The following is a 12,917-nucleotide window of genomic DNA, read 5'->3' on the forward strand; positions in this document are numbered from 1 at the left end:
CCAGCCGGTGAGCTCCGCCAGCGTCTCGGCCTCGGTCTGGTGACGCTTGTCCAGCTCGGCGAGGTACTGCTTGCCCGCCTCGCACTGAAGCGCGCCCTTGAAGGCGTGCCGCAGCACGTAGCGCGCCTGGAAGTTCTGCCGGTCGTTCGTCGTCTGGAACACCAGATCCTCGGGGAAGTGCTCGCCGTCGTAGCGCGCGTGCAGGCGCGTGAGCACCGTCTGCGAGCCTCCCCCCATCCCGTTGGGGTCCTGCTCGCCCAGCCAGAACACGCCGAGCCCCTTGAGCTCCTCGGGGGTGAGTGGCTCCGCCGCGCACGGGTCACACCAGCCCATGTCCCAGACGTACTCGGTGAAGATGGCGCGCTTCTCCTCCTTCTGGTGCGCCTTCTCGAAGAGCGCCGGGTAGAACTTGGAGAACTCGCCCTTCACGAACACGGGGATGTCCATGTCGCTGGGCACCTTCACCGTGCGGTAGTTGGAGGACTCCACCCGCCCGGTGCGCGTCAGGGCGTAGATGACCAGGTCCTGCGGCCCGCGCCCGTTGGCCATGCCCAGGCGGATGGGCAGCATGAACTTCTTCGACTCGTAGGCCATCTGCAGCGGCCGCAGGTAGTTGAAGCCCTTGGCCTTCTGCTCCTTGAGGTTCACCTTGGCCACGAAGAACTTCATGTCCTGCTTGATATACGGCTCCAGCGCCTTCGCCGCACGCGGCGGAATCTTGTAGCCGCTCTCGCGCAGCCACGTCTCCAGCCCCGAGGACTCCTTCGCCGACAGGATGAGGATGTCGTACTCGCCAATGGTGTACTGCGCCTCCACCTTCACACCCAGGCTCTTGCTCCGGGCCCTGTCCATCGGCGCTCCCGCGGCGGCGGTAGGCGCGCTGGGCGCCATCTCCAGCATGGGCATGGGCGGGGCACACGGATCCTCGTCGAAATACTCCACCAGCCGCGGCGCGGAGTAGGCGTCCACCCGCTCGAGGTACTTGCGCTCGCCCACGTGGATCTGCTCGCGCTTGAGCACCACGGGCACGGGCACCACCAGGGCGAAGTCGGTGAGCTCGCCCTTGTAGTCATTGGACATGGTGACCACCATGCGCTCGCCGTCGCGCACCAGCACCACCTGCGAGGCCTCGTTGAAGAGGCTCGTGTCGGCCTTGCCCACGTAGAAGCCACAGAAGGCGTCGGCGGCGGGCGCGGCGAGGGCGAGGAGGCCAGCGGTCAGGCCGGCTGCGAGGACACGGAGGCGCATGCGTCGTTCCTTTCCGGTGCCTTGCCTCCCGGCCAGTTGAAGCGGCCGGCGGGCAGGACGCGGTCGATGAGGGGAGTGAGGGGAGAAGCCAGACAGAGCGCCCAGAGGAGCGCGTTCTGCCACCAGAGCCCGTGCAGGAAGAAGAAGGCCAGCCCGGCCACGAAGGCGGCGTAGAGGATGCGCCCCACGCGGTGGTCCGGCGTCGTCTTCGGATCCGAGATCATGAAGAAGGTGAAGAGGATGAGGCCGCCCGCGGAGAGCTGGTGCTGGAGGCTGGCCCAGGGAGCGCCCAGGTAGAAGATGCGGGCGGCCTTGAGCACCACCCAGGTGCCCAGGAAGGCCAGGCTCACGTCCGAGCGGAACGAGCGATGGGCCACCGCCAGCCCGAAGGCCGCGAACCACCCCAGCAGCGCGGCGCTGTGGCCCCACTGGCTGGGCGAGCACCACGCGTGCGTGGTGAGCAGCATGGCCACCACCAGCCCCAGGTTGGTGGGGTTGAAGAGGTGCTTGCCGCGCACGCGCAGGACGAACTTGGCGGAGATGGCCACCGCGGCGGCGAAGGGCCCCACCCAGAAGGCGTCGGTACGCAACAGCAGCGACAGCCCCAGCGAGGTGATGATCGGCGAGAGGTACCCCACGGGCGGCGCCCGGAAGAGGCGCGTCATGGCCCACTGCGTCGCGCACGCGGTGAGGACGATGAGCGGCGGCTGCCAGGGGGGAACGTCGAATCCCAGCGCCAGCAGTCCCGCCACCAGGAAGGAGGAGAGGAAGGCAATCTGGAGGTAGCGCGGATCGCGGGGGAGCGCGGCGGCGAGCGACATGCCGCTCATCAACGCCCGACCTCGCGGAAAGTTCTACGCCTCGCCCGAGCTTCCGCCCAGGAGATGACGGACGCGCCCGACAACGCTCCTCGGCGCTCTCGGCACCGCTATCTTCCGGACCTCCGAGGTGATGACCCATGCAGACCAAGGCCGCTCCCCCCATCACGCACCTTCAAGGCCGGCGCACCCTCCCCCTCCTCGAGGCGTATTTCGAGCTCAACCACCTCAAGCAGCTCTACCGGCAGGGCTGGCTACGCGTCGGCCTCTCCCGGGAGAAGTGCGAGAGCGTCGCCGAGCACTCATTCGGCGTGGCCCTGCTGTGCCTGTTCCTCGCCGACAGCTACTTCCCCGAGGCGGACGCCTCGAAGGTGGTGCGCATCGCGCTGCTGCACGACCTGGGCGAGGCCTACGTCGGGGACATCACCCCGCATGACCCGGTGAGCCGGGAGGAGAAGCTCCAGCGCGAGCAACAGGCCGTGGAGCGCATCCTCGCCAAGCTGCCGCGGGGCGCCGAGTACCTCGCGCTGTGGGAGGAGTACGAGCACGGCACCTCCTTCGAGGCCCGGCTGGTCCGTCAGGTGGATCGGCTGGAGATGGGACTGCAGGCCACCGTCTACGAGCACCAGGGCGCGGGCGACCTCTCGGAGTTCTTCGCCTCGGTCCACAAGGCACTGGAGACACCCGAGCTGAAGGCGGTGCTCGCCGAGCTCGAGAAGCTGCGGCCCGGCGTGTCGCCCCCCGGGGCCTGAGTCCCAACGCATGCCTGCCTGGAGTGCGAGCCGCCAGCGTCCTGGGCCGGCGCACGCCATGACTAGCTTTGGAATCCAGGAGGTGTGCCATGCAACGTTCGACCCGACTCATCCTCGCTGGGGCGGGAGTGGGGATTCCGCTCGTGGCGATGGGTGCTCGGCTGTGGTCCAGCCAGGGCTCCACGCCGCCCATCCAGGATGAACGGGGGGAGCCCCTGTCCGAGGGCATCGCCTCGCTGGAGCAGGTCCGGCTCGGGGGGGTGGACCAGTGGCTGCTGCTGCGCGGGCGCAGCGTCCACAACCCGCTGCTGCTCTACCTGTCCGGAGGCCCGGGCGGCTCCGAGCTGGCCTGGGTGCGCCACTTCAACGCACCGCTGGAGGAGCACTTCCTCGTCGTGCAGTGGGACCAGCGCGGCGCCACCAAGTCCTATGCCGCCCTGAAGGACCGGGACTCGCTCGGCCTGGAGCAGTACGTCTCCGACGCGAGCGACCTGCTCGAGCTGCTCACCACCCGCTTCGGCCAGCGCAAGGTGGTCGTCGTCGGCCACTCGTGGGGCAGCATCCTCGGGGTGCTGCTCGCCCAGCGCCGCCCCGAGCGCGTCCATGCCTATGTCGGGCTCGGCCAGCAGGTGAACTTCCTGGAGAACGACACCCTCAGCCACCTGCGCGCGTACGAGCTCGCGGCGCGGTACGGGGACGGCAATGCACTCCAGCAACTGGAGCGCATCGGCCCCCCGCCCTACACGGGCCCGGACATGGCCCAGCGGTACATGACGCTGGTGTCGCTCGCGAGCCGCCACGCCGGCCGCCGGGGGGTGGTGCCCGAGATGCTCGCCACGGTGCTCAAGGCCCCCGAGTACTCGCTGCGCGACAAGTTCCACATGTTCCTCGGGCCGCGCGACACCTTCCCGCTCGTGTACCCGCAGCTGGCCGGCATCAACCTGGAGGCACAGGTGCCCCGGTTGGAGGTGCCCGTCTGGTTCATGCTCGGGCGCGAGGACTTCGTCACGCCCTCGGAGATCGCCGCGCGCTACTTCAACAGCCTGGAGGCACCGCGCAAGACGCTCCTGTGGTTCGAGCACTCCGGGCACTCGCCCCAGTTCGAGGAGCCGGGGAAGTTCAACAGCGTCCTCACCGAGCAGGTGCGCGCCGTGGCCACCGAGACGCAGCCCGAGGCCCTGCTCCACTGAGGGCCCCGTCCCGCTACGCCCGCCTGGCCGAACGGCGCACGTCGTTCACCAGGCGGTGCGCATGCCGGGTTGTCTCGGGCTCGCGGTAGCGGCTCGTCACCCGCAGCACCAGCTCCACCGCCGTGGGCAGGTCCATCAGGTGCCCCGGCGACACGTAGACGGGCTGCACCGCCCTGCGCGTGCGCACCGCCATGCCCACCACCTCGCCCCGGTGGAGGAGCTCCGCCGTCGAGCCCCGCTCCTCGCCCAGCGGCCCGTGCTTGCCCACCAGCAGCGACTTGGCGCACCCGATGGAGGGCACGCCGAACAGCAGCCCCCCGTGACACGCCAGCCCCAGGCGCCGGGGGTGCGCCGTCCCCTGCCCGTCGAAGATGAGCACGTCCGGCCTCACCTCCAGCCGCTCCCACGCCTCCGCCAGCACGGGCAGCTCGCGGAAGGACAGGAGCCCCGGCACGTAGGGAAAGCCCAGGCGCACCGCGGCGCTCACCTTCGCCACCGGCTCCAGCGTCCCCACGTCCAGCACCACGAAGCCGCCATACGCGGTGTCCTCCCCGCGCATGGTGGAGATGTCCGCCCCCGCCACGCGCTCCACCTTCAGCCCACTCGGCGGACGCAACACCAACCGCTCCCGCAGCTCACGCTGCAGCGCCACCGCCTCGCTCGGCGTCATGTCCCATCCATGCAGGGGCTCCAGCTTCATCCACCCTCCAAGGCCCTGCGCGACCCTCCCTCGGGAGTTCGCCGCGCCATCCTACCTTGGAGATTAAGTCAGAACCCTACCCCCAGCGACAGACTGGCACTCGGCTGGAAGCTGGACTGTGGGAGGGCGAGCTGGGGAGCATAGTGGAGCCAGGCCGCGCTCAGTCCCACCTCGCCCACCAGCTCGACACCGCCCACGACGGGGAACAGCATGCGCAGCGAGGCCCCCACCTCGGGCCCGGCCGTCTCCACCCCCGAGGGCCCCACCCCGGAGAAGTGGAAGCCAGTGCCATCCTGGCCGACCTGCAGCTCCGCGAAGCCAATCCCCAGGCGCGGCTGCAACCAGCCGAGCTCCGTCTTCCAGGACGCCAGCTTCAGCCAGGAACGGAAGTGGGCGAGTTCCGGCTCCGGGTCCTGGTGCAGGAAACCAGAGCCCGTGCCGCACCCTTCGAAGGAGAGCAGCTCGAAGGGCGACAGTTCCAGGCACAGCGCGGGGCGGCGGCTCGAGGAGGAGGCGCCGATGCGCAGGTTGCCGTAGTTGCGCGGAGCCACGTCCCGCGCCGTGTCCTCGACCCCGAGCGGCTCCTCCGCCCGAGCCGCTGCTCCCAGGAGGACGACACCGGCCAGGGCTGCTCGCGAGAAACAGGAGAGAGGTCTCATGGGACGCACTCGTGCTCCGGGCTGGGATGCGGAAGCGGGCCATCCCACCACACGCGGCGCTGGCCCCCCGCGGGCTCGAAAGTCGCCTCGGGCTCCAGAATCGGAAACAGGACACGCACCGAAGAGGACCCCCGGTACTGAATCGTGCCGATCGCTGATTCAGGACACTGAGGACGCACCCGCCCGCCGGGGAAGGCCCGCCGCGCCCGGCTCCTTCGTGAGGCGAGGTGCCGAGCATCGGCCTGGGGTGCTCCCCGTGGGAGGGGCGACATACCCGGGCGAGCCCCGGTAGACTCCAGCGCTTCCGGTCGCCGCGGCCCCCCACCGCGCCCGGAGCAGCAGGAGGAAGCCATGGCGGAAGCGAAGCGGCAGGAGCAGGCGGCGGAGTCCGGCAAGGACATGCTCGCCCGAGCGGAGACGCTCCCGAGCGCCCAGCCCCCCACCACGCCCGAGCCCCTGAAGGTGGGCGCGCCGGCGACGTCCGCGGGCGGCGTGCCGGCGGTGGTGTCCGCGATGAAGCACGTCTTCGGCGAGGTGGGGCCGGTGCGCGGCACGCAGACCCTGCTCCGGGTGAACCAGACGCACGGCTTCGACTGCCCGGGCTGCGCGTGGCCGGACCCGAAGCACCGCACGGCCTTCGAGTTCTGCGAGAACGGGGCGAAGGCGGTGGCGGAGGAGGCCACCACGGCGCGGGTGACGCCCGAGTTCTTCCGCCAGTGGAGCCTCGTGGACCTGGCCGCGCGAACAGACCACTGGCTGGGCAAGCAGGGCCGGCTCACCCACCCCATGGTGCTGCGCGAGGGGGCCACGCACTACGCGCCCCTTTCCTGGGACGAGGCCTTCGCCCTCATCGCCGAGGAGTTGAACGCGCTCGCCTCGCCGGACGAGGCGTGCTTCTACACCTCGGGACGCACGAGCAACGAGGCGGCATTCCTCTACCAGCTCTTCGTGCGGCAGTTCGGCACCAACAACCTGCCCGACTGCTCGAACATGTGCCACGAGTCGAGCGGCACGGCGCTCAACGAGAGCATCGGCATCGGCAAGGGCACGGTGACGCTGGAGGACTTCGAGAAGGCCGAGGTCATCATCGTCATCGGGCAGAACCCGGGCACCAACCACCCGCGCATGCTGACGGCGCTGGAGGCGGCCAAACGCCAGGGCTGCCGCATCGTGAGCATCAACCCGCTGCCGGAGCCGGGCCTTCAGCGCTTCAAGCACCCGCAGGCGGTGCGAGGCATCCTCGGCTCGGGCACCCCGCTGGCGGACCTGTTCCTCCAGGTGCGCATCAACGGAGACGTGGCGCTGCTGCAAGGGCTGGGCAAGGCACTGCTGGAGCGCGAGGCGAAGCAGCCGGGCCGGGTGGTGGACCGGGCCTTCGTGGAGGACAACACGCTCGGCTTCGAGGCGTACGCGACGCACCTGGGCACCGTGTCCTGGGAGGACGTGGTCGAGCAGAGTGGCGTGTCGCGCGAGCAGCTTGAAACCACCGCGGAGTGGCTCGCGGGCACCCAGCGCATCATCTGGTGCTGGGCGATGGGGCTGACGCAGCACCGCAACGCGGTGGGCAACATCCAGGAGATCGTCAACCTGGCGCTGCTGCGCGGAAGCATCGGCAAGCCGGGCGCTGGCGTGTGCCCCGTGCGCGGCCACAGCAACGTGCAGGGCGATCGGACGATGGGCATCATCGAGAAGCCGAAGCCGGCCTTCCTGGACGCCCTGTCGCGCGAGTTCGGCTTCGAGCCGCCGCGCCACCACGGCCTGGACACGGTGGGCACCATCCAGGCCATGCACGCGGGCCGGGTGAAGGTCTTCTTCGCGATGGGCGGCAACTTCCTGTCGGCCACCCCGGACACGGAGCGCACCGCCGAGGCCCTGCGCCGCACGCGGCTGACGGTGCATGTGTCCACCAAGCTGAACCGGGCGCACCTCGTCACCGGCAAGCGGGCGCTCATCCTGCCGTGCCTGGGCCGCACCGAGAGCGACGTGCAGACGGGTGGGCCGCAGTTCGTCACGGTGGAGAACTCGATGGGCGTGGTACACGCCTCGCGGGGCGCGCTGACGCCGGCCTCGGAGCACCTGCTCAGCGAGCCGGACCTCGTGGCGAGGCTGGCGCGGGCGGTGCTCGGCACGCGCAGCCGGGTAGAGTGGACGTGGCTGGTGGAGGACTACGACCGGATCCGCGACCTCATCGCGAAGGTGATTCCGGGCTTCGAGGACTTCAACCGGCGGGTGCGCGAGCCGGGCGGCTTCTCCCTGCCGAATGGACCGCGCGAGGGCCGCTTCACCACGCAGAGTGGGAAGGGGCACTTCACGGTGCACGAGATGTCCCGGCTGAAGCTCGGGCCGGAGCAGCTCCTGATGATGACCATCCGCACGCACGACCAGTACAACACGACGGTGTACGGACTGGATGACCGCTACCGGGGCATCCGCAACGGGCGGCGCGTGGTGCTGCTGAACGCCGAGGACATGAAGGCGCTGGGCGTGGAGTCCGGGCAGGTGGTGGACCTCACCAGCCACTTCGAGGGCCAGCAGCGCGTGGCTCGCAAGTTCGTGGTGGTGCCGTACGACATTCCGCGCCGGTGCGCGGCCACCTACTTCCCCGAGGCCAACGTGCTGGTGCCGCTCGACAGCTTCGCGGAGAAGAGCCGCACGCCGACCTCCAAGTCGGTCATCATCAGCCTCCAGCCGTCCGTGGACCTGCCGGCGCTGGCGGCCTCCACGTCCTGAGATTACCTTTTCCCCCATGAAGGCCCGCGCGAAGAAGCCTGCGACATACGCGGATCTCTCCGCGCTCCCGAGCCACATGGTGGGAGAGCTCATCGACGGAGAGCTCGTGGCCTCGCCCCGGCCGGCATTCGACCACGCCATCACGAGCTCGGCCCTGGGCGGCGCGCTGGTGGGCCCCTTCCAGTTCGGGCGGGGAGGGCCGGGCGGCTGGTGGATCGTCGATGAGCCCGAGCTGCACCTGGGCCAGGACGTGCTCGTTCCCGACCTGGCGGGCTGGCGCCGGACGCGAATGCCCAGACCTCCCAGGGCCCCCTTCCTGACGCTTGCCCCGGACTGGGTCTGCGAAGTGCTCTCCCCCTCCACGGCGGCGGTCGACCGTGTCCGCAAGAAACACATCTACGCCCGAGAGAAGGTCGAGTACGTCTGGCTGGTGGATCCAGTCGCGCAAACACTGGAAGTCCACCGGCTCCAGGACGGGAGATGGACCGAGTGCGGCGCCTTCTCGGGTGACGCCAGGGTCCGTGCCGAGCCCTTCGAGGAAGTGGAGCTCGAGCTCGCGACCTTGTGGCTCCCCTCCGAGAACGAGGAGCCCTCCGGCACGTCCTAGCCCACCTCCAGCACCCGCACCACCACGCCCGTGATGTTGTCGGTGCCGCCGCGATTGTAGGCCTCGGCGACGAGCCGCTCGGCCATCTCCTGGGCCGAGCCGCCCCGCGCCAGCAACGGCACCATCACCTCGGGAGGCACCGGCTCGTACAGGCCATCACTGCAGAGCACCAGCACATCCCCCGGCTGCACGGGCAGGCGCTGGCAGTCCGGATCCACGCTGGCATCCATCCCCACCGCGCCCGTGAGGGAGTTGCGGTGCATCGCGGCGAAGGGGTTCCTCGTATCGAGCCCCGCCTCCTCCATCTCCGCGAGCACGGTGTGGTCCTTCGTGAGCCGCCGCAGCTCGCCGCCCCTCACCAGGAAGGTGCGGCTGTCCCCGAGGTTGCACACGACGGCGTCCCCGTCGCACAGCACGACCGCGGTGATCGTCGAGGCCATCATCGACAGCTTGCCGCTCTGCTGGGAGCGCACCGCCTCATGGGCCTGACGCACGGCCCGGACGATGAGGCCCTCGACTCCACCGTCAGGCACTCCCGGGGCCGGCGCGGCGGGCTGCGGCTGGCCCACCTGCGAGGTCAGGAAGTCAGCCGCCGTGCACAGGACGAGCTGACTGGCCACCTCTCCGCCCTCGTGTCCGCCGAGGCCATCCGCGACCGCGAAGAAGCCCAACTCGGGCTTCTGGCAGAAGGAGTCTTCATTGTTCGGCCGGCGGCCTACGTGCGTGGCCGCTCCACTGTCGGTTCGAGACATGACGGGCCCGAGGGGTGTCGAAGCAAAGATGCGCATCCCTCGTGCCAGTCTCGACCCGAGCCACCACCGGGCCAAGGAGATAACGCCTCCCTGGTCCGCCGCTCCCCAGGCACGGGAGCTTCTCCGTGCCCGGGAACCTCACGCCCTCACGGCGCGGGCGCGACCGTGGGCTTGGACTCGGGCTTGGGCGCCGGCTTCACCTCGGGCTTGGGCTCCGGCTTCGCCTCGGGCTTGGGCTCGTCGGGCATGGCGAGGCGTGGGCCGGCGTCCTTCACGATGTGCCGGTACCAGGAGTCCGGGTACTTGGGGTGGTTCACCTTGCCCGACTCGTCCCGGACGTTGCCGTCGATGTACTTCACGAGCAGCTGCTCGCCCAGCTTGCGCCAGCGGGTGTGCACCTTGTCGCCCTGCCGCACCGAGTACTCGGTGAGGTAGTCGCGGGCCTGCTCCGGCGTGCTCTTGTACAGCTCCAGCGCGACCTTCTCGATGTCCGCCTGGTCCGCGAGGAACTGCCCCTCCAGCTCGCCCTGCGCCTTCTGGACGTCGACGATCATGTCGCTCCAGCGCGAGTAGGCCTGGTTGGACACCCAGTTGAACACCCAGAAGGACGAGTCCCAGGAGAACTCGCCCCGGCTGGCCACGCCCGTGGCGAGGTTCTTCGGCGCGCGGCGGATGCCCGCGTACAGGGGCGTGTACACCGTGGTGAAGGTGTCATCCACACCGAACCAGAGCACTCCACCGATGGCCGCCGGCATCGAGGCGCGCATCTGCGCCACGAAGGAGAAGCCCGTCTGCTGCGTGGAGATGGCGCGCTCGTGGACGTACTTCTTGCCGTCCACCTCCCACGTCATCGGGCGCCAGCGGTAGGGCGCGGCATAGGGCCCGGCGCCCACGTCCTTCGTCATGTCGAGCGGGGTGCCCTCGAAGTGGTCGCGCATCAGCGCCATCACGTCCTGCACCGCCAGCTTCTTGTCCGGCTTCACCCACAGAGGCAGGCGCTTGTTGAGCGCGGAGCCATCCACGTACTCCGCGCCCAGCCCGGCCGACGGCGCCGCGCGGCGGAAGATGCTCCACACGCGCCCCTCGGAGAAGCGCGCGCCCCCGAAGTCGAGCGGGTGGTAGGTGTCGGCGAAGCTGAAGTCCTTGTCCGCCCCGGTGAACCAGCCCTTCTCGCGGGCGAAGGAGATGACGTCCTTGGAGTAGAGCGTGCTCTCCGGCTCATTGAGCGGGAACTGGCGGATGCGCGACTGGTTGGCGTGCGCCGAGATGTACCCGTCGGGCAGCCGGCGGGCCACCCACACCGCGCCCTTCTGCCCCTTGCCCTTGCCAATCATCTCCAGGACCCACGCCTCCTTGGCGTCGGCGATGGAGAAGGACTCGCCGGTGGAGGCGTAGCCGTACTCGGCGACCAGGTCGGTCATCACCTGGATGGCCTCGCGGGCCGTCTTCGCGCGCTCCAGGGCGATGTAGATGAGCGAGCCGTAGTCGACGATGCCCGCCGGGCCCTCCAGCTCCTCGCGTCCGGTGAAGGTGGACTCGCTGATGGAGAGCTGGTGCTCGTTCATGTTGCCCACCACCGAGTAGGTGACGGGGGCCTCCTGGATGCGGCCCAGGAACTTGCCCGTGTCCCACTCGAAGATGTCGCGCTGGGCTCCGGCCGCATGGCGGCGCGCGGGGGTGTAGTACAGCTCGCCGTACAGCTCGTGCGAGTCCGCCGCGTAGGTGATGAGGGTGGAGCCGTCCGTGGAAGCGCCCTTGGTGACCAGCATGCTGGTGCAAGCGAGCGCGGCGGGGGCCACCAGTCCCGCCGAGACGGCCAGGGCCGGGAGGAACTTCGAGAGGGGTCGAATCATGGCGGCGGATGCTACCAGGGCGAGCGCCGATTCAACCTTCCTGAACGCAGCCGTCCCCCCATGCCCACCAGGCAGGGGAGCGAGCGGAGGGTGGCCAGAGCCCGACCATGGCCTAGCTTGAGGAAAGGTCGGGTAGGGACATGCAACCTGGGCTTCCCACGGGAACACAGCCCCTGCGCGGGGACGAGCGGCGGCGCGAGGTGGCTCAACGCCGCGTCGAGGAGCTGCGCGAGCTCATCAGCACCCACGACTACCGGTACTACGTGCTCGACAGCCCGGAGGTCTCGGACGCCGAGTACGACGCCCTGGTGCGCGAGCTGCGCCAGCTCGAGGCGGACTTCCCCGAGCTCATCACCCCGGACAGCCCCACGCAGCGGGTGGGTGGCAGGCCCGCAGGGCTGTTCGCCCCCGTCCCGCACCGGGTGCCGATGCGCTCGCTCGACAACGCCTTCTCCGCCGAGGAGCTCGCCGCCTGGGCCGCGCGCGTGGAGCGGCGCCTGGGCTCCGAGGCGGACTACGTCTGCGAGCTGAAGATCGACGGACTGGCCGTCTCCATCACCTACGAGAACGGCGTCCTGGTCCAGGCCGCGACCCGGGGGGATGGCCTCGTGGGCGAGGACATCACCGCCAACGTCCGCACGCTGCGCTCGGTGCCGATGCGCCTGCGCGGTGACTCGCTCCCGCGCCTGCTGGAGGTCCGGGGTGAAATCTACCTGCCCGTGAAGGCCTTCGAGCGCCTCAACGCGGAGCTGACGAAGCGGGGCGAGCGCGTCTTCGCCAACCCTCGCAACGGCGCGGCCGGGAGCCTCCGGCAGAAGGACCCCGCGGTGACGGCCTCGCGGCCGCTGCGGCTGTGGTGCTACGCGCTGGGGCTCGCCGAGGGCGTCACATTCTCGCGGCACTCCGAGTCGCTCGACTACCTCCAGCGCCTGGGGCTGCCCGTGAACCCGGCCCGGAAGTCCGTGCGCACGCTGAAGCAGGTGCAGGACTTCTGCGCGCACTGGGCCGAGCACCGCCACGACGTGGACTATGAGATCGACGGCGTGGTGGTGAAGGTGGACGCGCTCGGGTCGCAGCGAGAACTCGGAGAGACGAGCAAGGCGCCGCGCTGGGCCATCGCCTTCAAGTTCCCGCCCGAGGAGCGGACCACCCGGGTGCGGAGCATCGCGGTGAACACCGGCCGCACGGGCAAGGTGACGCCCTTCGCCGTGCTGGAGCCGGTGCGCGTCAGCGGGGCCACGGTGACGTACGCCACGCTCCACAACGAGGAGGAGGTGCGCCGCCGGGACGTGCGCGAGGGAGACACCGTCATCGTCCGCCGGGCCGGCGAGGTCATCCCCGAGGTCGTCGGCCCCGTGCCCTCCAAGCGCCCGAAGGACGCGCGCCCGTGGCGCTTCCCGAAGAAGTGTCCCTCGTGCGCCACCCGGCTCGTCCGAGAGGAGGGCGAGGCCGACTGGCGCTGCCCCAACCGCGCCGGCTGCCCCTCCCAGGCCGTCGAGTGGCTCTTCCACTTCGCCTCGCGCGGGGCCATGGACATCGAGCACCTGGGGTACGTCACGGGGCTGGCGCTCCTGGAGCGCGGCTGGGTGAAGGATCCGGCGGACCTCT

The 12,917-nt window shown here is 70.0% G+C and carries 11 protein-coding genes; 5 read left to right on the plus strand and 6 right to left on the minus strand.

Annotation, left to right across the window (positions count from 1 at the left end):
• Positions 1 to 1,248: DUF2330 domain-containing protein (locus tag VF697_RS33180; RefSeq protein ID WP_331101302.1), on the minus strand; the 1,248-nt coding region annotated here is incomplete at its 3' end.
• Complete coding sequence (locus VF697_RS33185; RefSeq protein WP_331101304.1) at positions 1,218 to 2,078, minus strand: RnfABCDGE type electron transport complex subunit D; 861 nt, start codon at positions 2,076 to 2,078, stop codon at positions 1,218 to 1,220. The genes VF697_RS33180 and VF697_RS33185, both read right to left, overlap by 31 nt.
• Before the next feature lie 128 nt (positions 2,079 to 2,206).
• On the opposite strand from VF697_RS33185, the gene VF697_RS33190 reads away from it, so the two are divergent.
• Together VF697_RS33190 and VF697_RS33195 are read left to right on the plus strand one after the other, a co-directional pair.
• Entirely contained in the window at positions 2,207 to 2,818 is a 612-nt protein-coding gene (locus VF697_RS33190; protein WP_331101306.1) for an HD domain-containing protein, read from the plus strand.
• An 89-nt stretch (positions 2,819 to 2,907) separates the two neighbouring features.
• A complete protein-coding gene (locus VF697_RS33195) occupies positions 2,908 to 4,008 on the plus strand; it encodes an alpha/beta hydrolase (protein WP_331101308.1) in 1,101 nt (366 codons plus the stop codon).
• Positions 4,009 to 4,021: 13 nt separating this feature from the next.
• On the opposite strand, the gene VF697_RS33200 is transcribed toward VF697_RS33195, so the two are convergent.
• Entirely contained in the window at positions 4,022 to 4,708 is a 687-nt protein-coding gene (locus VF697_RS33200; RefSeq protein ID WP_331101310.1) for an endonuclease V, read from the minus strand.
• A gap of 68 nt (positions 4,709 to 4,776) precedes the next feature.
• Positions 4,777 to 5,367: a hypothetical protein gene (locus VF697_RS33205; RefSeq protein ID WP_331101312.1), complete on the minus strand. Its 591-nt coding sequence runs from the start codon at positions 5,365 to 5,367 to the stop codon at positions 4,777 to 4,779.
• 399 nt (positions 5,368 to 5,766) lie between these two features.
• Between VF697_RS33205 and VF697_RS33210 the strand changes: the two genes are divergently transcribed.
• Positions 5,767 to 8,097, plus strand: a complete 2,331-nt coding sequence (locus tag VF697_RS33210) for an FdhF/YdeP family oxidoreductase (protein WP_414641375.1) — start codon at positions 5,767 to 5,769, stop codon at positions 8,095 to 8,097.
• Positions 8,098 to 8,113: 16 nt separating this feature from the next.
• A complete protein-coding gene (locus VF697_RS33215) occupies positions 8,114 to 8,704 on the plus strand; it encodes a Uma2 family endonuclease (protein WP_331101315.1) in 591 nt (196 codons plus the stop codon).
• Here VF697_RS33215 and VF697_RS33220 read toward each other — a convergent pair.
• Both VF697_RS33220 and VF697_RS33225 read right to left on the minus strand, forming a co-directional pair.
• Complete coding sequence (locus tag VF697_RS33220) at positions 8,701 to 9,456, minus strand: PP2C family protein-serine/threonine phosphatase (RefSeq protein ID WP_331101318.1); 756 nt, start codon at positions 9,454 to 9,456, stop codon at positions 8,701 to 8,703. The genes VF697_RS33215 and VF697_RS33220 overlap by 4 nt on opposite strands.
• 146 nt (positions 9,457 to 9,602) lie before the next feature.
• Complete coding sequence (locus VF697_RS33225; protein ID WP_331101320.1) at positions 9,603 to 11,309, minus strand: dipeptidase; 1,707 nt, start codon at positions 11,307 to 11,309, stop codon at positions 9,603 to 9,605.
• Between the two features lie 140 nt (positions 11,310 to 11,449).
• Here VF697_RS33225 and ligA point away from each other — a divergent pair.
• The coding region (gene ligA / locus VF697_RS33230; RefSeq protein WP_331101322.1) for an NAD-dependent DNA ligase LigA at positions 11,450 to 12,917 on the plus strand (1,468 nt) is incomplete at its 3' end.

The sequence above is a fragment of the Archangium sp. genome (genome assembly GCF_036388035.1).
GTDB lineage: Bacteria > Myxococcota > Myxococcia > Myxococcales > Myxococcaceae > Archangium.

Excerpts from the sequence above, each read along its gene's own strand:
- VF697_RS33200 (WP_331101310.1), bottom strand. The coding sequence starts at position 4,708 with ATGAAGCTGGAGCCCCTGCATGGATGGGACATGACGCCGAGCGAGGCG.
- VF697_RS33205 (WP_331101312.1), bottom strand. The coding sequence starts at position 5,367 with ATGAGACCTCTCTCCTGTTTCTCGCGAGCAGCCCTGGCCGGTGTCGTC.
- VF697_RS33210 (WP_414641375.1), top strand. The coding sequence starts at position 5,767 with ATGCTCGCCCGAGCGGAGACGCTCCCGAGCGCCCAGCCCCCCACCACG.
- VF697_RS33215 (WP_331101315.1), top strand. The coding sequence starts at position 8,114 with ATGAAGGCCCGCGCGAAGAAGCCTGCGACATACGCGGATCTCTCCGCG.
- VF697_RS33225 (WP_331101320.1), bottom strand. The coding sequence starts at position 11,309 with ATGATTCGACCCCTCTCGAAGTTCCTCCCGGCCCTGGCCGTCTCGGCG.
- VF697_RS33195 (WP_331101308.1), top strand. The coding sequence starts at position 2,908 with ATGCAACGTTCGACCCGACTCATCCTCGCTGGGGCGGGAGTGGGGATT.
- VF697_RS33185 (WP_331101304.1), bottom strand. The coding sequence starts at position 2,078 with ATGAGCGGCATGTCGCTCGCCGCCGCGCTCCCCCGCGATCCGCGCTAC.
- VF697_RS33220 (WP_331101318.1), bottom strand. The coding sequence starts at position 9,456 with ATGTCTCGAACCGACAGTGGAGCGGCCACGCACGTAGGCCGCCGGCCG.
- VF697_RS33190 (WP_331101306.1), top strand. The coding sequence starts at position 2,207 with ATGCAGACCAAGGCCGCTCCCCCCATCACGCACCTTCAAGGCCGGCGC.